This is a genomic window from Peptoniphilus sp. HCN-40583, from assembly GCF_037892835.1.
In the GTDB taxonomy this organism is placed as follows: Bacteria; Bacillota; Clostridia; order Tissierellales; family Peptoniphilaceae; genus Aedoeadaptatus; species Aedoeadaptatus rachelemmaiella.
The window spans coordinates 22,760-42,680 of record NZ_JBBKBU010000011.1 but is presented as its reverse complement, the minus strand read 5'-3'; the positions used below and the strand labels follow the sequence as shown (position 1 = coordinate 42,680).

The 19,921-nt window shown below is 32.9% G+C and carries 15 protein-coding genes and 4 pseudogenes; 3 read left to right on the top strand and 16 right to left on the bottom strand.

Features of this window, described 5'->3' with window-relative positions:
* Positions 1-17 precede the first annotated feature (17 nt).
* The 10 genes and pseudogenes from WKT05_RS04885 to WKT05_RS04835 all read right to left on the bottom strand — a co-directional run bounded on the left by WKT05_RS04885 (position 18) and on the right by WKT05_RS04835 (position 11,401).
* Positions 18-1,553, bottom strand: coding sequence for an AAA family ATPase (locus tag WKT05_RS04885; RefSeq protein ID WP_340413145.1), 1,536 nt, complete (start codon positions 1,551-1,553; stop codon positions 18-20).
* Positions 1,554-1,932: 379 nt separating this feature from the next.
* Positions 1,933-2,774, bottom strand: a pseudogene (locus WKT05_RS04880) (nucleotidyl transferase AbiEii/AbiGii toxin family protein).
* Positions 2,771-3,358, bottom strand: coding sequence for a type IV toxin-antitoxin system AbiEi family antitoxin domain-containing protein (locus WKT05_RS04875; protein WP_340413144.1), 588 nt, complete (start codon positions 3,356-3,358; stop codon positions 2,771-2,773). The pseudogene WKT05_RS04880 and the gene WKT05_RS04875 overlap by 4 nt, the downstream one beginning before the upstream one ends.
* Positions 3,359-3,855: 497 nt before the next feature.
* Positions 3,856-4,725 carry a ketopantoate reductase family protein gene (locus WKT05_RS04870; RefSeq protein ID WP_340413143.1) on the bottom strand — a complete coding sequence of 290 codons (870 nt, stop codon included), beginning with the start codon at positions 4,723-4,725 and terminating at the stop codon, positions 3,856-3,858.
* Between the two features lie 100 nt (positions 4,726-4,825).
* On the bottom strand, positions 4,826-5,017 hold the full coding sequence (locus tag WKT05_RS10635; protein WP_445323181.1) for a hypothetical protein: 192 nt from the start codon (positions 5,015-5,017) through the stop codon (positions 4,826-4,828).
* Positions 5,018-5,169: 152 nt separating this feature from the next.
* A pseudogene (locus tag WKT05_RS10630) lies at positions 5,170-6,168 on the bottom strand (recombinase family protein); the annotation flags it as partial.
* 97 nt (positions 6,169-6,265) lie between these two features.
* Positions 6,266-6,427, bottom strand: coding sequence for a hypothetical protein (locus WKT05_RS04850; protein ID WP_340413142.1), 162 nt, complete (start codon positions 6,425-6,427; stop codon positions 6,266-6,268).
* Between the two features lie 667 nt (positions 6,428-7,094).
* Complete coding sequence (locus tag WKT05_RS04845; protein ID WP_340413141.1) at positions 7,095-8,831, bottom strand: ABC transporter ATP-binding protein; 1,737 nt, start codon at positions 8,829-8,831, stop codon at positions 7,095-7,097.
* 3 nt (positions 8,832-8,834) lie between these two features.
* Positions 8,835-10,745, bottom strand: coding sequence for an ABC transporter ATP-binding protein (locus WKT05_RS04840; protein WP_215508875.1), 1,911 nt, complete (start codon positions 10,743-10,745; stop codon positions 8,835-8,837).
* A 50-nt stretch (positions 10,746-10,795) separates the two neighbouring features.
* Positions 10,796-11,401 (bottom strand): TetR/AcrR family transcriptional regulator, encoded by a 606-nt coding sequence (locus WKT05_RS04835; protein ID WP_340413140.1) that lies wholly within the window; start codon positions 11,399-11,401, stop codon positions 10,796-10,798.
* 327 nt (positions 11,402-11,728) lie between these two features.
* Here WKT05_RS04835 and WKT05_RS04830 point away from each other — a divergent pair, with 327 nt between their 5' ends.
* The 3 genes and pseudogenes from WKT05_RS04830 to WKT05_RS04820 form a co-directional block, all read left to right on the top strand.
* Positions 11,729-12,169: a hypothetical protein gene (locus WKT05_RS04830; protein WP_238318865.1), complete on the top strand. Its 441-nt coding sequence runs from the start codon at positions 11,729-11,731 to the stop codon at positions 12,167-12,169.
* On the top strand, positions 12,126-12,530 hold the full coding sequence (locus WKT05_RS04825; RefSeq protein ID WP_340413139.1) for a helix-turn-helix domain-containing protein: 405 nt from the start codon (positions 12,126-12,128) through the stop codon (positions 12,528-12,530). Before WKT05_RS04830 ends, WKT05_RS04825 begins: the two co-directional genes overlap by 44 nt.
* A gap of 17 nt (positions 12,531-12,547) precedes the next feature.
* Positions 12,548-13,342: pseudogene (locus WKT05_RS04820) on the top strand (IS3 family transposase); the annotation flags it as partial.
* On the opposite strand, the pseudogene WKT05_RS04815 reads toward WKT05_RS04820, so the two are convergent.
* The 6 genes and pseudogenes from WKT05_RS04815 to WKT05_RS04790 all read right to left on the bottom strand — a co-directional run.
* Positions 13,340-13,588 (bottom strand): annotated as a pseudogene (locus tag WKT05_RS04815) (recombinase family protein); the annotation flags it as partial. The pseudogenes WKT05_RS04820 and WKT05_RS04815 overlap by 3 nt on opposite strands.
* A gap of 161 nt (positions 13,589-13,749) precedes the next feature.
* Positions 13,750-15,471, bottom strand: a complete 1,722-nt coding sequence (locus WKT05_RS04810) for an ABC transporter ATP-binding protein (RefSeq protein ID WP_340413160.1) — start codon at positions 15,469-15,471, stop codon at positions 13,750-13,752.
* Positions 15,471-17,213, bottom strand: coding sequence for an ABC transporter ATP-binding protein (locus WKT05_RS04805; protein ID WP_340413137.1), 1,743 nt, complete (start codon positions 17,211-17,213; stop codon positions 15,471-15,473). Before WKT05_RS04805 ends, WKT05_RS04810 begins: the two co-directional genes overlap by 1 nt.
* The gene (locus WKT05_RS04800) at positions 17,197-18,609 is read right to left on the bottom strand and encodes an ABC transporter ATP-binding protein (RefSeq protein WP_340413136.1); all 1,413 of its coding nucleotides are present in this window, start codon (positions 18,607-18,609) and stop codon (positions 17,197-17,199) included. The genes WKT05_RS04805 and WKT05_RS04800 overlap by 17 nt, the downstream gene beginning before the upstream one ends.
* A gap of 9 nt (positions 18,610-18,618) precedes the next feature.
* Entirely contained in the window at positions 18,619-19,299 is a 681-nt protein-coding gene (locus WKT05_RS04795) for an energy-coupling factor transporter transmembrane component T (RefSeq protein WP_340413135.1), read from the bottom strand.
* Positions 19,299-19,904, bottom strand: a complete 606-nt coding sequence (locus WKT05_RS04790; RefSeq protein WP_340413134.1) for an MptD family putative ECF transporter S component — start codon at positions 19,902-19,904, stop codon at positions 19,299-19,301. The genes WKT05_RS04795 and WKT05_RS04790 overlap by 1 nt, the downstream gene beginning before the upstream one ends.
* Positions 19,905-19,921: the final 17 nt, after the last annotated feature.

Here is a 19,921-nt window from a genome sequence, read left to right as displayed (position 1 = left end):
TCAATAAACCCACAGGTCTACACCTCCCTATACTTATCAAGTTCAATAACGAATTTTCTATATTCATTTTTGAATATAAAAGGAGAATGTGTCGTTGCAATCATTAATCCAATTTTTTGAGAGTCAAAAATATCCTTCAAGAATTCTTTCTGCCACTCTATTGATAACGATATCTCTGGTTCATCAATTATAAATATACAAGGTGTTACTACGTCCAAATAAACTTTAGAGAAAATAGAAATAACCTGTTTTTCTCCTGAAGATAAATCTTCAAAATCAATTTTCCTATTATTAAAATCATAAACATTCATTGTTAAAAGCGATTCATCATATACTATTTTTTTACCAGATAAATACTTTGTACAAACATCAGAAAATTTTCTAAGTTTTGAATCTAATGGTTTTTGTTCATCATATATTTTTACTAATTTTTGTAAATAATATAATAAGAATTCTATATTAGGCATTAGGTTACCTTTTCCTGAATTATTGATGAAATTTTTTAAACTATCAATATTATCGATTCTTTCCTCGCCAATTCTTTTTATTATTACATCTACTTTATGCATATCGATTCTATTATATTCACTAAGATATTCTCTTACATTTTTCTTCAGTAACTCACTAATGATATTTGCATTCATTTCTATATATGCTGTATTTGCATCTTTTCTCATTTTATTTAGCAAATTACCTATTCTGTTCTTGACATCATTCATTCCAAATCCCATGTATTTTGGTGATAACTCATATCTATTGTACTCATCTCTACGATTTAGAAAAACTTTATCCAAACCAACTTCCACTCTTCTATACGTTGGATAAAAAAGAACGTCTTCTTCTAGTGCATCTTTTATTTTATACAAAATTCTAGAAAGATCTTCATATTGTAACTCTTTTAATTCTTGCAATATATACATAATCTTCTTATTTTTGATTAAGTCAATCTCATTACCAAAATATCTATAGGTTAATTCCTCAATTAGATCTAAATCAATATATTGTTTATATTCAAAATCCTTCCTTAATTTTATGGAATAACTTCTTGGCAAATACATTGATATTTCTTCGAGTAAATTTTCTATTCTTCTAGAATATTTATTATTTTTACTATTAACTTGAAAATATTGTTCTCTATCTATTTCATATTTTTCTCCCGAAATACTAACAGTCACTTTTTTAAAATTAATATCCATTAATATATTTTTATCGCTAGTCAAAATTGCAACTATTATATTCAATATAGTTGTTTTACCAACACCATTTTCAGATACCCATATAGAAATATCATCTTTAAATTTTATCAAATAATTATATTTTCCAAATAGCCCTTCTATTTTTATGCTTTCAAGAGATGTTAAATTAATATGATTATTCAATTTTTTATTAATGTTTATCTTATTTAAAACATCTATTATATCTTTATCACTTAAATCAATCTTATCTAAATCACTTAGTGAATCAATGTCATTTAATAGCAAATAGTTTCTTAATTGTTCATTTGTAAGTGCATATTCCTTGGCTATTTCATCTATACTTCCATATTTTTTCACTTATACATCCTCCTTAATTTTATTCCTTTAGCTATTTCTTCAATTTCACGATCTAAGAAAATCACAAATATATCGGTTGTTACATTTTGTCCATTCTTACTTTTATAATATTAACTTTTCCAAATTTTGCTATTTTTATCAATTTCTTTTTGTCATATCCAAATCTATTAGTTCTTTAAATAATCTTATATAAATAAAAGTTCTCAATATACCCAATGTTTAAGACTTGTATTTATTATATTATACCATTAAATATCCGTTTAATATAAAACGTTCTCTTTAAAAGAACATTTAAATTTAACAAAAGAACTAAAATAATTTCACTTCTCTAATACTTAATATTTTCTTGTCTATGATTTGCCAGACAGTGTCCGTTAAATTACATTTCATTAATTCTATTTGAAATAATTCTCACTACGTCAACAACCTTATCAAACTTCAGATTTCCAATATACTTATTTTCACTGAGATATACATCCCACAAGGATCTTAGGTATGAATCTTCTTTTATATCCTCGATTATTTCCTTATAGTCTTTCATTATCTCCTGACTTTCTCTTTTCTTTGAGGTTCTCTCTATTGCTTCTTTTAAAATTTTATAATCTATCTCATCTTTTTTTAGTTTGTAGAGGGTGTATAGGTCATAAAAGTCTCTCATTCGTGTTGTTGTTATATTTCTTCTGATTATGGTTTCGTATTTTTCAGCTAAAGTTGTTTCTAATGGATATGCCATTATTTTTATATTTTCTTTGCTAAAGATACATGGATAGGTGTATTCTATTTCTTTTGGTGTTATTGCATCTCCTGTTGTTAGGTCTAGTTTCATAGGGTTTTTGGTCTTACCAACATTTGCTGTTAGTGAAATTCTAAAGTTTTCGTACTCATCTTCTTCTCTTATATAAGAGATATCTTTCATTTCAAATTTTATTCCATCATCGACATCTATATTTATAATTTCATCTACGATTTCTTTTATTTTTTCTTCTTTTAGGGCTATGCCTTTAATGGTTGTGTCCATGTCCATAGTTGTTCTGTTTTCAATGCCAATCAAAGATGATATAAGAAATCCTCCCTTTATTACAAAATTGTTTTTTATTGTGATTTAGATAGTCTTTCTAAAAATCTTTCAAAGAAATATATTTGCAGAACTTCTTGCGACTTTAGATTTTTCTTCTCTGCAAGACTTCTTATCTTGCCCTTTATACTCTCGATATTAATCACGATAATACCTCCATATATTTCCTAATTTCATCTTCTATTTTAAATAGTCTACTGTATTTTATGAGTCGTCTTAGATTTTTATTTGGTGATTTAAAGTATCTTTTTAAGGCTTCTGTAAAAATCTGTTTATCTATTTTTTCTCTGTCGATTATGATGTCGCAAATTGTTCGATCTATATCATAAACTGGTATGAGATTGCCTTGCGGTGATTTTATTTCTGTCTTTCCTATTTCGTATAAATTTTTTTTTACATAGTGAACTTGTAGATCTTCGTACCTCTTTTTGATATGGCTGGCATTGTAGCCTTGGGGTACAGATATATGAAATACATTTGGAGTTCTGTCGGATAGGTCGTAGAGGTAGAGCGCTGTTTGATGGGAAAATATAATTCGATTACTATTGGATGATATTAGAACAAAATCATCTATTACTTTGCCTTTTAGTTGATATAGTCCTGGTCTTAATCTTTCTAATTGTCCAATTCTCGTTAATTCTGATAAATTATGCCTGGTATATCCTAGTTCTTCTGCTTCTTTGTTGGTGATTATTAAATTTTCTTGTATATACTCTTTAAGTGTATTCATAGTCCGCCTCCTCTCATTTACGCTTTTATTATAAGTTATAAAAGCGAATATGTAAAGTTGGCTCGTGATTGTTTTATATTTTGAAAAGGATGTAACGAATCCTTACTCCCCTTCAATAAAAAAAGAGCAGCTTTTACGCTACTCTTATAGAAAGGACAAAATGAGTTAATTATATTTTTTGTGTTTCCTCATACCAGCCTCAAAACTACTCTTACGTCCATGTAGTTTTTTTGAGTCTTTTTGACGTATCCTTCTTCATCTCTATCAAAGACAAAATGCTTATAAAACTGCTTGAAATGCAGGATTTCTAAGTTTATATCTTTTGTATCAACGCTATAGCTTCCACGTGTGTCAAGACTACCCTGATGATAACACTACATCAAGAACTTGGTCTGCACGCTCGTTGCACGATGGAAGTTGGCAAAGGAAAGGATGCTTGAGAAAAAACATCCAGTATGCTTTTAGAAAAGCATAAAAAACTACAAACACTTATCGGTTCATACGTCATAAATACCTATATAGTTATAAAATTGCTCATGCAACCGCCTCATTTCATCCGGAGCCTTTATTGAATGTCGGTACATAAACTTTTCTCCAAAACGGCTTCGAAAAATAATCCCAAGAATAAACCCCATAATGGAGCATGGAAGAATTTGTAAAAACTTCATTTTTATCGGAACAGGTTTAATTCCTTTTGTTTTAACATTAAAAAGATTTCTTCTGATTTGCTTCGCTGTTTTATTCATTAATACACGATCGTTTCCGGCATGCTCAGGATCATCTGAATGATAATAAGCATCTGCAATCGGCACGACCATTGCAAGATGACAAATCTGCCATGAATGCATGTCTTTTACAACTTGGCATGGAATCATTGCTGATCGGAACAAATCGAACAGTTCTTTTTCACGACCACCTGACATGCCGATTGTAGTTGGCTGAATAAAGCGAGGCGTAAGGGCTGCATCCAAAATATCTCCGTCAAAGCCGCCGCCGGCACCCGGGAAAGCAGGGAGGATACGTCCTTTTCCACAAATCTTTTCCCATGTATCATACGTTTCTAAAGAATTTACCATAGTTACAATGACAGGACTTATATTAGCTTTCAGTTCCGCCAAAGCAATATGTAACTGATTTTCTCTTACCGCAAGCAATATAAAATCATAACTGTCTAACGGCAGCAGTCGAGATAAAACGGATACTTTGGCAGTCCGAATCTCATTATTTTTTTTATACCTTAGCCCATACATCTGTAATTCTTTCAAACGATTTCCACGAGCATATACGGATACATCTGCTCCCGCTTCGGAAATCAAAGCCGCATAAAGACTTCCTATCACTCCTGCACCATAAATCAATACTCTCATCTTCACGGTCCCTTTATGTTTCTTCCTAAATTTCGATGTATTTTACGTATCCAAACAAAAGCTCACTATCCATTTAGATAAATGACCCGAAAATTCATCTTCATAATATTCCAACAATCAAAGCCTGAACCGCCGCTACAAACGATATGATCAAAAACGGAGTAACTACAAAATGTTCCTTGATTGCCAAATGCTTCATCCAATTACTGAATTCATAATCCGGATGTCCCTCTGTCCCCTGAATGACGATTTTATCCTTATATTTCCCTTGGAACAACAGACAATCCAACAAAAAGAAATCTCCTAAGTTTAATATGCTCCACTGAATATACCCCATCCAAAAAAGATTCCAAAAGCCCGAAATGCCTGAATGTATAAGACTTGCTATGGAATATATGAAACAAATCCCGCAAATTACAATTGTTATAATGAAATTTATATTTTTCTCTTTTTTTTGATACACTTGTTCCCAAACATTCCCACTCCACATATCGGGCATTTTACAATTCCAGAAAGCAAGTGTGTGCGTGTATCTTTTCCTTTATCCACATGCTCATATTTCTTTACTTGAGATTTTAGCTTAACCTGAGCAGCTTGCCAAACTTCATCGGAAACTATAGCTTCATGTATCCCTTCAGATATTAGATATTCATCTTGTTCAACCTGCTTATATTCATTTCTTGTACCATGAACTTTTTCTAAAGTTCTTCTTCCAAATACTATTTTCCCATTATATACAGGATTCTTTAATATCTTTCTTATAAGACCTGCATCAAACAAAGGATTCTTACCATTCTGTCTTGGGATTTTTCTAATTCCATGATTCTCTAAGTATTTAGATAGCCCATTGGCTCCTATCGTAGTATTTACATACTGGTCGAAAATCGTTCTTATTGCAACTGCCTCTTCCTCATTTATAAACAGCTTGCCATCTTCAAGTTTATATCCATACGGAGCAAAGCCACCATTCCATTTTCCTTCCCTTGCTTTTTGAATGCGACCTTCCATTGTTTGAATATGGATGTTTTCTCTTTCTATTTCAGCCACAGCTGATAAAACAGTAATCATTAGTTTCCCGGCATCTTTAGATGAATCAATACCATCTTCAACGCAGATAAGATTAACTCCATAATCCTGCATTATCTGAAGTGTAGAAAGAACATCAGCGGCATTTCTTGCAAATCCTGATAACTTAAACACAAGAACAAAAGACACTCCATCTTTTCCGGATTTTATATCTTCCATCATTCAATTGAACTGTATTCTACCTTCAATAGATTTGCCAGACTTTCCGGCATCTTCATACTCTCCGACAATTTCGTAATCGTTGTAAATAGCAAAGGCCTTCATTCGTGATTTTTGTGCCTCTAACGAATACCCCTCTATCTGTATTGACGTAGATACTCGTGTATAGAGGTATACTTTTATTTTTTCTTTTGACATAGCATTAACCTCAATATAACTTTTCTATATCATATATAGTTTAGGATTTTTGAATTTAAGTTTGGACTATCATTTCAAGTATATTATAACGCTTTTATTAGTCCGTCTCAATTTGTGTTTTTGCCATGTCAAAACCATTTTTCATCTCTTGATTTTTTACTGGCGTTGGATCGGGCAGATTATCTAAATCTAAAACACCAGCATATTTTGTAATCAGATTTGCAATTAAATCAGCCAGTCCATTCCAGTCACTATCCACAGATACCCCTCCTTCCTTTACAAACTTTCTATAATCAAAATATGTTTTCTTCTATATTTTAAGTTTAACGACTTTGGTAGGTGCTTGGCAGCAACATAGGAATCTCACCTCCGCCTCTTATTCCAGACGAGCCGGCTTAAACTATTGAAGTCTCATTATCACTACTTGTTTCATCGAACAGGTTGCCACATCTGTTTTTATGTATTCTTATTTGTCGCTCGCTTTCTTGTTTCCTTGATTTCTCAGTATTCATAAAACCAAAATTTCTTTCAGCAGAAAGGTCATGGCATAAGTCATAATCCTCCACAAGTAGATAAAGTCCTACCTTTGGTCTACTCAGTTGTCAAGGAACAATTATTTGAAAGGGACTTTTCTTTGTATTCTTTTCATTTGAAATAGGCAATCTTCACTATCATCAATAAAATACAGGAAGTCAAACTTCCCTTCACTTTACATAAGGACAGATTGACCCCCCTTGGTTACCGAATTTTTAATTTATTTGATAAAATTTTTCGGTTTTCCATTAATTTTGTTTTTTATAATTTAAAAATCACGATATAAAAGCGACTAAGTTATTTTATTCTTAATCGCTTCAAAAATTGTCTATATGTGCTTTACAAAGCTTTTTAATTCTTAAATGTCGGTTGCTTTTAATCGTTTACTTTTTTTACAATCTCCAGCTTGCAGCTCGCTCTCTTGCCTTGATAAATGCTGAATAAATTCCTTCTCTATTTATCAAATCGTTATGTTTGCCTTCTTGAACCAATTTACCGTCATCAATCACTAGTATCTGATCGGCTTTTTTCACCGTTGAAAGTCTGTGAGCTATCGAAACTACAGTGTGTCCTTTGGACAATTCCTCAACCGCGGCCAAAATCTCATATTCATTTTCAGGATCAACGGAGCTAGTCGCTTCATCTAAAAGAATAATAGGTGCATTTTTAAGTAATGCTCTAGCAATAGAAATTCGTTGTTTTTCACCACCGGAAAGAGAACTGCCACCCTCACCTACCATGGTGTTATAGCCATCAGGAAGTTCCATAATAAAATTATGGCAACGAGCCTTTTTAGCAGCTTCCACTACTTCTTCATGACTTGCCTTAGGATTTGCAAAGCGAATATTATTCTCTATAGTATCTTGAAAAAGATAAACATTTTGGAAAACAAGTGAAAGATTTTTCAGTAAACTTTCTACTTTATAATCTCGTATATCCCTATTTCCTAATCTTATTTCACCACTGTCAACATCATAAAAACGAGAGATCAAATTGATTATTGTCGTTTTTCCGGATCCTGACGGTCCTACGATAGCTGTCTTTGACCCTTGTGGAATAGTAAATGAAAGGTCTTTTAAAACAGGCTTCCCTTTGTCGTAACTAAAGCTCACCTTATCAAAGACGATATCCTGATTTTCCATAACTTCCAAAGTCCCGTCACTTATTTCAGGAATATCTAAAACCTCATCCAAATATTGCATATTGGCAGGATTCTTAACCATGAGGATGGCTGCATTTTCAAGTTGTTTTAAACCGCCGAAAATCATAAAGCCGGCAGCTGAAACAGTAAGCGCTTGTGGTAATAAAACTTCCCCTTTCGTATAAAGATAACAAGAAAATAATGTAACAAGTAGACTCGAAAGATTAATAACAGTAGAAAAAATTCTTGCATAAATAACAAAGACGATTTCAAAATGTACTTGAGAGAGTCTAAGTTCTTCAGAAGCATTTTCCAATTTAGAATGTATTTCTTCAACAACACCTTCATCTGCAAACGGAAAACTGCGAAGCACAGGAATCCCGCTAATGCTATCAACTAACGCATCACCCACCTTTGTAATAGCTGCATGCTCACGTGCAACCTCTTTTTTTGCTTGATTAATCATAAGAGACATGCATAGCCAAATAAGAATTAAACAAATTAAAGTTAAAAATCCAATTTTAGTATTTACACCGAACATCCCAACCAACAGAAAAAAGGATATTGAAATGCCTGAAATCGCAAAGTCGATACTCATTGCAGAGTAATTTTCAAGACTCTTCATAACATTGGTAAATGCCGCCATAATTCTTGATAGGCTTTGTTCTGCAAAATATCCCATAGGCGCCTTTTTAAGTTTTTCGCCAACTGCAAGTCTGTAGTCCTTGAAAATGCCAAAGAAAACACCGTCACTAAGACCACTTTTCGCCCAGCCTGTCAAAAAATTAAAAAGAAAGGAAGCAAAAAGCACTCCGAAAATTGTCCAAATATGCTCCCTTGTAGTTTCATTCATCCAACCGAATGCAAGAAAGAGAGCGAAAAATCCAAACAGCATTGAAGCATTTTGCAGAAAAATAAGAAACATTCCTGCCTTAAGACGATTTTTATACTGTCCTGCCAGTTTGAATGATAATCTTATAAACTCCATGTCTTATTCCTCCCCTAAATATTGTTTCCACAGGCTTGCATAAAGTGGCTCTTCCATCAGTTCTTCATGTTTACCCTTGGCTATAATTTGACCTTTATCGATTAGAATTATTTGGTGTGCCTGCTTGATTGTATTTAACCTATGAGCAACCATCACAAGATTTTTCCCCTTTACTAGATTCGATATTGCTTCTTGGATGAGAGCTTCATTCTCAGGATCGGCATAAGCTGTCGCCTCATCCAAAATAATGGTTGATGCAGGTTTCAAAATTGCTCTTGCAAGGGTTATCCGTTGTCTTTCACCGCCTGACATTGCTCCTCCTGCTTCTCCTGCTTTGGTATCATACCCATTAGGAAGTGCCGTAATAAAATCATGACAATGAGCAGCTTTTGCTGCCGCAATAATTTCATCTTCGGATGCATTAGGCTTTCCAAGACGAATATTATCTCTAAGGCTTACATCAAAAAGAAAGTTATCTTGTGAAACAAAAGAAATCTCTTCAGCAAGCTGCTTAAATGAAATATTCTTTGTATCCACATTACCAATGGAAATTTTACCCGATGACTGATCCCAAAAGCCTGCCAAAAGCTTTGCAATTGTAGATTTTCCGCCACCTGAAGGTCCGACAAGTGCAGTCACTTCTCCGGGGCTTGTTTCAAAAGAAATATTATGCAATACCTCAGTTCCGTCATGATAAGAAAAACTTACATTATCAAATTTTATTCCCTTGCCCCTATCTATAGTAACTTTATTTTCTGCATCAGGACGTTTTTGGGCAGGCATATCAAGCAATTCTTGTATGGATACCCAAGTATTGGAAGCCATCTGAAAAAGTTCAAAGCTCATCATGATTGCAAAAGCTTGTGGAAGGATAGCAATTGGCAGAATAAGTGATAAAAGCAATGTTTCAATGCCTATTTGCCCGTTCCCATATAAATAGAAAGCGAAAGGTAAGCTCACTATCTGTGGTGTCATCATTGCAGCCGTCATAAGTGCTTTGCCAAACCAACTTTGCTTCCACCATTTCATCGTTGAAAAATGATAGAATTTTACCGCATCTGCAAACTTTCCATACGAAACTTTGTCTTGTGCAAATGCTTTGATTACAGGGATTCCACGAACATACTCCGCACTTCTGTCGGCAACATTAGCATAACTTGATAGCCACACCGCCATTCTACTACGGTATTTATACATCATTGTAATCATCGCTAAAAAAACAATTGGTAGCGGCACAAATATTGATAATCCTATACGCCAATCTAAATAAAACAAAATAACTGTGCAGAGTATCGGATGCAAAAGCTTACTAGGTAGTTCAGGCATCAAATGGGCTACCCAGTCTTCCATATCCGCTACTCGATCCATGATAATTACCTTTATTTTACCTACAGAATTATCCACCAAGTACCCCATTGGAATTACATTTAATTTTTCAAACAAAGTCCGTCTAAGTTTTGCAAGTATGGAAAAAGAGGTTTTATGTGAAATGGTTGTGCTGAATCCTGAAAATATAAAGTAAAGGAGCAGTGATCCTATTGCAAAAAAAGCATATTTCATTAACGCATGAAAGCCGACCGGATTACCCCCGGCATTTTTTATAAGCCATCCTGCTGCATAAGCACTAAAAAAATAGGTAGAAAAACTAAAAAGCTCTCCAATGCAGGCAAAAATAACAGAAATTCGCATCCTACCCTTATACTCAGGTGCTACACTCATAAGTGCTTTATTTAAACCACTCATACTGATTTTAGGTTTTTTTTCGCTTTGCTCTACATCACTTTCGATTCGCTGCATAATCTCATCAGGAACATCCAAGTTTAAACTCTCTACCTCTTTTATTAAATTTTTATTTTGCTTGAGTTTCTTGCTGTCCGAAGCAGAGCAAATCAACTCATCATTTTTTTTCTTCATTAACTCATCTCCTTTTCAGTTAGCTTATACTAACTATTCGTTTAAAAAAATTACCTTATTTTACCTTTTTCATAACTATCAATAAACAGCTTTATTATTTCTATAAAAAACTCTCTATTATTTATAAAGCTATCCCTTGCCCCATCTAAGATTTCACAACCTAGTATAACTGTATTCATAAAAAATATTAAAAAGTCATTTGTGAGATATTCACACCCATCTTTCTTTGCAACTTTAACTCCTATATATGTAGCCTTTAAGGATTCTTCGACCAAAATTGGGAACAAATTCTTTAGGTCATCATTGTTTTTCGTAGCCTGAAGATATATGGCATATACGCTCATGAGTTCACTTTCATCAAGTACTTTATCGACAATCATATGTGCTACAGCATTAGCATCTAACTCTCCCGAATACTCTGCCAGAACTTCATTAATCTTATCGACTCGATAAGCCATACCTTCTCGCATTAAATCATGTAATATTTCAACTTTATTTTTGTAATGGTAATACACACCTCCTCGAGAAAGCGAGGTTTCAACAATAATATCTTCCATTACCGCGTCAGCAAAACCCTTCCTTAAAAAAACCTTTTTAGCTGCATCTAATATTTCTTTTTTTCTGATTTGACTGACTTTTTGTTTTTTCCCTCCCAAAATATATACCTCTCTTTGTAAACAAAACTGACAAAACTGTCAGTTTTATTGTAGCGTCATTTTAAGTTAGCGTCAACTAACTTTTTCGGAATACACTTTATGGTGACTTGTAATATGAAATGCAACAAATAAATAAAATAATCCATGGCTAATCTGATAAAGTGTTACTACCCACAAAAACACAAAGGAGAAGCCATGGATTAAGTATATTGTACCAAGACTCGAGAAAAAGGAAGCCATTTAACTTATCAAGATCGTCAAACCTTAGAAAGGATGGTCATGGAGAATCACAGGAAACCTGCTAAGGAGAGAATATCAAAGAGTAAGATGGCAGAAATGCTTGGCGTTCATCGCTCAACAATCAGCCGAGAGCTCAAAAGGGGCGAAATCACGCAGCGTGATATCCTGTGGAAAGAATACACTTCCTATTGCGCCGATGTAGCACAAGATCTCATTGATTCCAATACCACGGCAAAAGGTCCCTCTTTAAAGTTAGGTAAAGATCAGCTCTTCCATGATTTTGTTGAATACTGGATAATAGAGAAAAAGTATTCACCGGATGCGGTAATCATGAAGATCGAAAACGAAGGACTCTCTTTTGAAACCGAGATTTGTACAAAAACCCTCTACAACTACATCAGCAAAGGTTACTTCCTCAATCTGACGAATAGAAACTTACCCCGTAGAGGTAAAAAAGTCAAAAGAAGATATCAAGGAGCAGGAAATGTATTCAAAAGAACAACGAGAAACCGCATTGCAACTGCATGATGAGTTTCAATCAGTTACTAAAGTCATACAAAAGCTTGGCTATCCCAGTCGGCAAGGTATGTATAAATGGCTCCGGGGACGCTCAAATCCTCCTGAGGATAAAGCAGAGCGCAAAAGAATAAACAACTCTAAAGAGCATCCTTTGCATCCTTCTGTAGAGACCAAGTTCGCAATTTTAGAGCGTTGTTTTATGAAGAGCGAAAACGTACAATTGGTTTCTGAGGAAACCGGTTATAGTCGGACATCAATCTACAGATGGAGAAAACTATATGTATCACAGGGAGTAGCCGCACTAATGAATGAAAAAGATAGACCAAGAGGAGAACCGGAAGAGGGCCCCAGGCCTCAAAGGATGAAATAGTAGAGCTAAAACAGCAAATGCTCGAAATGCAAATGGAGATAGATATCTTGAGGGAGACGATCAAAGTCATAAAAAAAGACCCGGGCGTCAACCGGAAAAACCTGAACAACAGGGAAAAGACAACGATCGTTGACGCCTTAAAGAACCGCTACTCGTTGTCGCAATTGCTGTCAATCCTGCATCTTTCTCGGAGCAGCTATTATTATCAAGAGGCAACACGCAAGAAGCCGAATAAGTATACTCACTTAAGAGTTCGTATTGCAGAGCTCTTTGCCGAAAATCGAAAGTGTTACGGTTATCGTCGCATTCATGCTTTGCTTCAGCGTGAGGGCATTACCGTTTCAGATAAGGTTGTCCGCCGTATCATGAGCGAAGAAAATCTTGTAGTTACCGTAAAAAGGCGGAGGAAGTACAACTCCTATCAGGATGAGGTTTCCCCGGCTGTTCCTAATTTAATCCGGAGCGACTTCCATGTAGAGCAACCGAATAGCAAATGGCTTACTGATATAACAGAATTTGCCATACCGGCCGGCAAAGTCTACCTGTCTCCAATCGTAGATTGCTTTGACGGTATGGTTTGCGCATGGTCAATCAGCGTCTCTCCGGACGCTAAACTAGTTAACGAGATGCTGGAGAAAGCAATAGACACTCTTCAGAGCGATGAGAATCCCACGGTCCATTCAGATCGTGGATGTCACTACCGTTGGCCGGGTTGGATTCAGCGTATGGATGAGGCGGGCCTTACTCGCTCCATGTCTAAAAAAGGCTGTACTGGCGACAATGCTGCTTGTGAAGGCTTTTTTAGAAGCTTGAATTTCAGAAATCAAAGCTGTAATTAACTGCCTACGCTCTATATCATTCATGACTTTATAAAGTTTATCAAAATAGATCAGAACCTTATATATGTTATCTCCTGTGAGTTTTTCAGCTTCAATAGTCTGTTTTTTTGCTTTCGCATCAATTAGTGATGATTCTAATTCATCTATTTTGTCATACATACGATAAAGTCTATCGTCTAAATCCTGTTTCCTTCTCTTATAATGCTTATCTTCAACATCATATAATTTTTAAAAGTTAATATTTGTATCATTTTTAGCTTAAACTTTGTGCTTATTACGACCTGTTTTTAATGCCGTTGTTTGAAGTCAGTTTATACAATAGACAATTTATAACTATGAATTTTTGTTTATTAATCAGTCTATTTCATTTATATAATAATCTAATACACATAATTTTCTGTGTTTATAGAGTTGTCTATCATTTTTCTATAAGTAAGAGAATTATTGAGTAACTCTTTATGTGTACCAATCGATTCAACAAATCCATCTTTCATAACTACAATTTTATTTGCATTCTCTATTGATTTTAATCTATGAGATATAATTATTACGGTCTTATCTTTTGTTAATTTATTAAGAGCTTCTTGAATTTTTACCTCATTTATAACATCAAGAGATGAAGCTATTTCATCAAGAATCACAATAGGAGCATCTTTTAATAAGGCTCTAGCTATCGATATCCTTTGACGTTCTCCCCCAGATAGCCTTGCCCCATTTTCACCAATTCTAGTTTGAAACTTATTTGGAAGTTTTTCTATAAATTCATAGCATCCAGAGGCTTTTGCCACTCTTTTAACTTCATCATCACTTGCATCTAGGTTTCCAATTCTAATATTATCCATAATTGTTGTATCAAATAACGTCACGTCTTGAAAAACAACAGAAATATACTTAAATAGGCAATTTGTATCAATTTCTCTAATATCATGACCATCTATCATAATACTTCCATGATTATAATCATAAAGTCTACTGATTAATCTGAGTATAGTAGTTTTGCCACAACCACTCGGTCCAACTAAAGCTGTAACCTCATTTTGTTTAGCAATAAAACTGACCCCTTTGATTACTTTAGCACTTTCATTATAAGAAAATTCTACATCTTTGAGATTTACATCAAAGTTTTTCAACTCAACTATTTTCCCTTGTTGAGTTTTTGTATTTCTAATTTCTTTAATCCTTTTAATTCTAATATCTATATAAAAAATTTCTTCAATATACTCATAAAGAGCAGAAATTCCACCAGACATTTTTGCCGCTGCTATAATATATGCAATAAGCATAACAAGATTAATTTCTTTAGAAACATAGTAATTAATTCCGAAATAGATGGTAAATCCTATAGAAAGTTGTGCTATATAGCTAGCCAAACTAAGTGGTAAAGCTGAGATATTTTCTGTTTTCCATTGGATACTCTCTGCTTCGTTTAAATCTTTTTGTACATTAATTTGAACTTTATCTTTTAAGCCATAACTACGAATTTCTTGATTCATTTCTATTGCATTTTGAAAATTTTCTGATATTTTTCTAAGTTTTAGATAGTGTTTTTTCCTTTGAATTATCTGAATTTTTTTTGTCGCAAATATAACAATCACAGATAATACCAGAGGAATAATAATTGACAGAGCCAATTTAAAATTTCCAATAAGCATCATTATAGACATGATTATAAAATATACGCTAAATCCAATGCAACCTCCAATCGCATGTGCCAAAGCATGTTCAATTACTGAAATATCAGACATTATAGTCTGTGCCAAATCAGAGACATCATGCTTTGAAAAATAAGAAAGTGGCAACTCTCTTAAATGATTTGCTATATCAATTCTAAGGTTGGCAGATTCCTTATAAGTTTCATTAAATTTGACTTTGTAGTCTACATTTGTCAGAATCAACATTATTATAGCTGCGATTACTAATGCAATTAACGAATTGAGTATTTGACCATTATTACCTGATACTATTAAATTTGCAAAAGTTAATACAATAAGCAAAGGTGGTAAAAATGAAAAATAGTATAAAAAAGCAGTAATACTTGATTTCAAGAGTCCCTTAGCTCCGGTTTCAGTTAACTGAAATTTATTTTTTAAATACTTTGTCATCATGCAACCCTCCATTCATTTGCCTTGTTATATAAATCTTGGAGTGCTTTATATTTTCCTTCAAGCTTCATCAGTTCACTGTCCGATCCCCTTTCTACAATATGACCATCTTCTATGTAGAGTACTTCATCTACATTTTTTATAGAGGAAAGACGATGGGCAATCATAATAACCGTTTTATTTTTCATAAGAACTGAAAATGCTTTTTGAAGTTCGTACTCATTTTCGGGATCTGCAGCTGCAGAAGCTTCGTCTAGTATAATAATTTTTGCATCTTTTAAAATCGCTCTAGCTATGGCTATCCTTTGGACTTCTCCACCAGATAAATAAACACCTTTTGAGCCTATAATTGTATTTTCCCTTTCTTTAAATTTATCCAATATTTCATTGCATCTTGCAGCTTCCAAAGCTTTCATAATCTCTTCATAACTAGCATTTGGATTACCTATTCTTACATTTTCATAGATACTAGTTTTAAATAATTTAGAATTTTGAAATACAAAGGCAATATTTTCCAAAAGCACTTTTTCTGAATACTCTTTAAGATCATGACCACCTATCAAAATTTTGCCTTCATTAATTTTATAAAATCCCGAAATTAGTTTTGCAATTGTAGATTTCCCGCCACCGCTAGGCCCTACTAAAGCATAGGTTTTATTTTCGGGAAGAAGTAAGTTGAAATGTTCTAAAACCATTTCTTTTTCATATCCAAAAGAAACATTTTTAAATTCGATGTTATAATTCTCAATATTTTCCAGACTACCATAATTTATTTTATTATCATTCATATCTATTAGAGCATCCTCTAGCTTTTTCACTGCATCTTTGGCTTTAAAAGTATCTGTTGCAACCGACATAACTAAAGAAAAAGAAGATAGCAATAAACTTGAAAATACAGCAAAGTAAATGACTTTCGCTAGTATTAACAAGGTGTTTTCTCCCTTAGAAATATAAAAAATCGCGAAAGGTACACAAAAAGCATAAAACAAGTTAAATAATACCTGAAAAGTAATGTTTGGAATACGGCATGATTGTGAATATTTGTAAGTATAATTTTTATAATTCATAATAGAATCTAACATTGACTTATAATATTTTACAGTTACCCCGAATATCTTAATAACTTGCATTCCTCTAATATATTCAACCGTTGCAGCACTCATTTCTTGCAAAGAATTCATTGATTTTTCCATCAAGTCCATTCTTTTAAACATCCCTTTATATTGTAAAATTCCTATAATACTTGTTATCATAAGCAATATTCCCTGCCTATAATCAATTTTAAAAGCTAGAGTAAACATTAAAATTGGCGTAAGTATGGCAACAACAGCATTCGGAATTAAATGAGCTACAGCTTGATGAGTATTTGCTGCATTGTCATCAATTATTCTTCTTATTTCTCCAGAAGAATTCTTATCGAAAAAAGAAAAAGAAGCGTTCATCAGTCCTTTAAGACCCGCTGTTCTTAAGTTTCTTTCCAACCTAAATCCCACATAATGAGAAGCCATAGTCCCACTCATGATTAACACACCTCTAAAAATCATCAAGATAACAAGTTTAAAGGAATAATCCAATGCCAGAGAATAATTTGCATCTACAAGCAATGATTTAACGACTATCCAGAAAACCCAGTAAAATGCAATAAACACAAACACAGATATTGCTGCCAGTGTGATGGATAAATAGGCATATTTTTTTCTTTCCTTAACATATGAAAATAATTTTTTATATAAATTTTTCATTTATACCCTCCTTTTTCAACACAATAAATTTATTACAAACAAGATTGGCAAACTCCATATCATGAGTGGCAATGATAGTTACTCTATCTCTGGATACTTGCTTGATTAATTCAGTAACTCTTAACATATTCTCCAAGTCTAAACCACTCGTAGGTTCATCTAATAAAAATAAAAGTTTGTTATTAGCAATACCTACCCCTATTGCTAATCTTTGTTTTTGTCCGCCTGACAATAAATTTGGATGCTTGTCTGCATATTGTTCAAGATTTAATTGAAGCAATATTTTTTGAATCCTTTCACAATCAATACTAGGATTTCCTAATTTCAATTCGCTCTTGACACTTTCCGAGAAAAGTTGGTAATTCACATCTTGCATTACCATGTAAGAATTTCTAATCCTATTTTTAGCTTCAAACTTTTTATCATTCCAAGTTATATCACCCTTAAAACTATTAAATAGTCCTGAAATTGTTCTTAACAAACTTGTTTTACCGGTGCCATTAGGAGCAATTAGTCCTATAATATCTCCCATACTAGCCTCAAAATTAAGGTTAGAAATAATCTTTCTATTTCCTCTATAAATAGAAAGATTATTAAGTTTTAAGATTTTTTTATTATTAATTTGAAGCTTTTCTTTTTGCTGAAGTAATCTATTCGTTCCTTTTATTGATCTAAGACCCATTTCTTTTCGTACATCATCACTAAGATTTACAAACTCTTCTTTAGAATAAATCTTCTCAATCTTTCCATTCTTAAGATAAATTGAGCGATTTATTAAATCCATTAGATAAAACAATCTATGCTCCGCAATAATAATTGTCTTACCTTGACTCTTTAATAATGATATATACTGTTTCAAATCCTCAATTGATTTATAATCCAAATTTGAAGAAGGTTCATCCAATACATAAATATCAGGGTTTATAGCATAAACAGATGCAAATGCAATTTTTTGTTTCTCTCCACCTGAAATTTTAAAAATACTTTTGTTCAATAAATTGTTTATCTTTAAATCATTACAAGTTTTTTCTAATCTATTCTGCATCTCTTGTAAAGACATCCCTTTATTTTCCAATCCAAAAACAATTTCACTATCAGTATCTACATTAAAAAATTGTGTTTTAGGATTTTGAAATACAGAACCTACTCTATCCGCTAGAACATACATAGGAATGTCTTCTGTATGTTCATTATCTAAAATTACATTCCCTTTTAATTCTCCTTCATATAAAGTAGGCACTAGCTTATTTATAAGCCTCAATAAAGTTGTTTTTCCACAACCTGAACCTCCACAAATTAATATACATTCGCCCTTTTTAATATTTAAATTGATATTTATCAAATTTGAGGTTTCCTCATTTTTATATTTGAAGTTCATTTCTTGCAATCTAATCATCTTTTTAATTCACCTCACTATCGCATAAAAAATAAGTATACCCTCAGCTAATAAAACAATATAATCTACTATCCTAAACTTTATTTGAATAAGAGATGTTTTTTTACCTGGATTTTCAATACCTCTTGTAACTGCCGCTATAGTTAATTCATCAATAGCATTTGAGGCACTTATTAGAAGTGGAGTATATAAACACTCTATAAATAATGATGGTGATTTTAAAAAACCTATGAAACTTGAACGAATCTCTCTAAGCTTCATGGAATCTTTAATATAACCCCAATTCTCTTTAAGTGTAGGTATATATCTAAGCATCATTGCAAAAGTGATAATAAAAGAGTCCGGAAGTCTTAATTTTCTCATAGCTGAAATAAATTCACTTACTTTCGTAGTTTTTATCATAATAATTGCCATCATTGTGCTCGGATATACCTTGTATACTAAGGTCATCCAAGCACTAAATAATATACTTAGAGAATTATCAATTAAAACAATATAATGGGTCCAAACATACATCAAAGAAAAGTATATTAACGAAAGTATTAATGAAAATTTAATTTCGCCACTTAATGTACCTATTATAGCAATAACTATTATAAGAACACTTAGATAAGTTATTTCCGCTGCCAAAGCTGTAATAATTGCACAACCTAGCAAAAAGAATAACTTTGTTCTCGGATCGAATTTCATTAAATAATTCCTGCCTTTTCAAACTGCTTATTTAACAATTTTTTCCCAATAAGTCCACTAATCAAAGCAACAATAACTGTACCAACTACCATAATAATCAAAACAGTAGGGCTGGCAACAGATTCCATTTTTTTAATATAATCAGCAGGTGATGATTTTAACATATAGTTAATCCAAGCTTCTCTGTTTACAAAGTAAGCAAAATAAGTTCCCATCGAACCAAAACAATAAATAACATAGGAAAAGATGTTAAAAAAAGAACTTCTGTATTTTTTAATTCCTGCAATTAAATCTGCAACAAGACTTGCTATAACTGCACCAAGTGCCATTGCCCAATGCATTCCTGTTGCATAAGAAATTACACCTCCAATAATTCCTACCATAAAAATAACTCCTCTTTTGGGAACCTTAGCAATTAATAGTAAGTATGGAGTTCCTGGCAATACTGCTGCAGCAATCGGGAAATAAAAAGTTAATAATGGATTAATTGCTAAAAATCCCCCTAATATTGATCCTGAAATAAGAATTATAGCCGTAAATACTCCGATAGTAATCAAGTCTTTTATTGTGAATCTTTTTTCTTTTTTTTCTTTTGTGTAATTCATTTTATCCTCCTTAAAAC

What these genes read in the sequence shown, in the direction of transcription:
- WKT05_RS04805 (WP_340413137.1), bottom strand. Translation starts at nt 17,213, where the DNA reads ATGAAAAATTTATATAAAAAATTATTTTCATATGTTAAGGAAAGAAAA.
- WKT05_RS04870 (WP_340413143.1), bottom strand. Translation starts at nt 4,725, where the DNA reads ATGAGAGTATTGATTTATGGTGCAGGAGTGATAGGAAGTCTTTATGCG.
- WKT05_RS04825 (WP_340413139.1), top strand. Translation starts at nt 12,126, where the DNA reads ATGTATTCAAAAGAACAACGAGAAACCGCATTGCAACTGCATGATGAG.
- WKT05_RS04790 (WP_340413134.1), bottom strand. Translation starts at nt 19,904, where the DNA reads ATGAATTACACAAAAGAAAAAAAAGAAAAAAGATTCACAATAAAAGAC.
- WKT05_RS04845 (WP_340413141.1), bottom strand. Translation starts at nt 8,831, where the DNA reads ATGGAGTTTATAAGATTATCATTCAAACTGGCAGGACAGTATAAAAAT.
- WKT05_RS04795 (WP_340413135.1), bottom strand. Translation starts at nt 19,299, where the DNA reads ATGAAATTCGATCCGAGAACAAAGTTATTCTTTTTGCTAGGTTGTGCA.
- WKT05_RS04810 (WP_340413160.1), bottom strand. Translation starts at nt 15,471, where the DNA reads ATGACAAAGTATTTAAAAAATAAATTTCAGTTAACTGAAACCGGAGCT.
- WKT05_RS04830 (WP_238318865.1), top strand. Translation starts at nt 11,729, where the DNA reads ATGGCAGAAATGCTTGGCGTTCATCGCTCAACAATCAGCCGAGAGCTC.
- WKT05_RS04800 (WP_340413136.1), bottom strand. Translation starts at nt 18,609, where the DNA reads ATGATTAGATTGCAAGAAATGAACTTCAAATATAAAAATGAGGAAACC.
- WKT05_RS04875 (WP_340413144.1), bottom strand. Translation starts at nt 3,358, where the DNA reads ATGAATACACTTAAAGAGTATATACAAGAAAATTTAATAATCACCAAC.
- WKT05_RS04840 (WP_215508875.1), bottom strand. Translation starts at nt 10,745, where the DNA reads ATGAAGAAAAAAAATGATGAGTTGATTTGCTCTGCTTCGGACAGCAAG.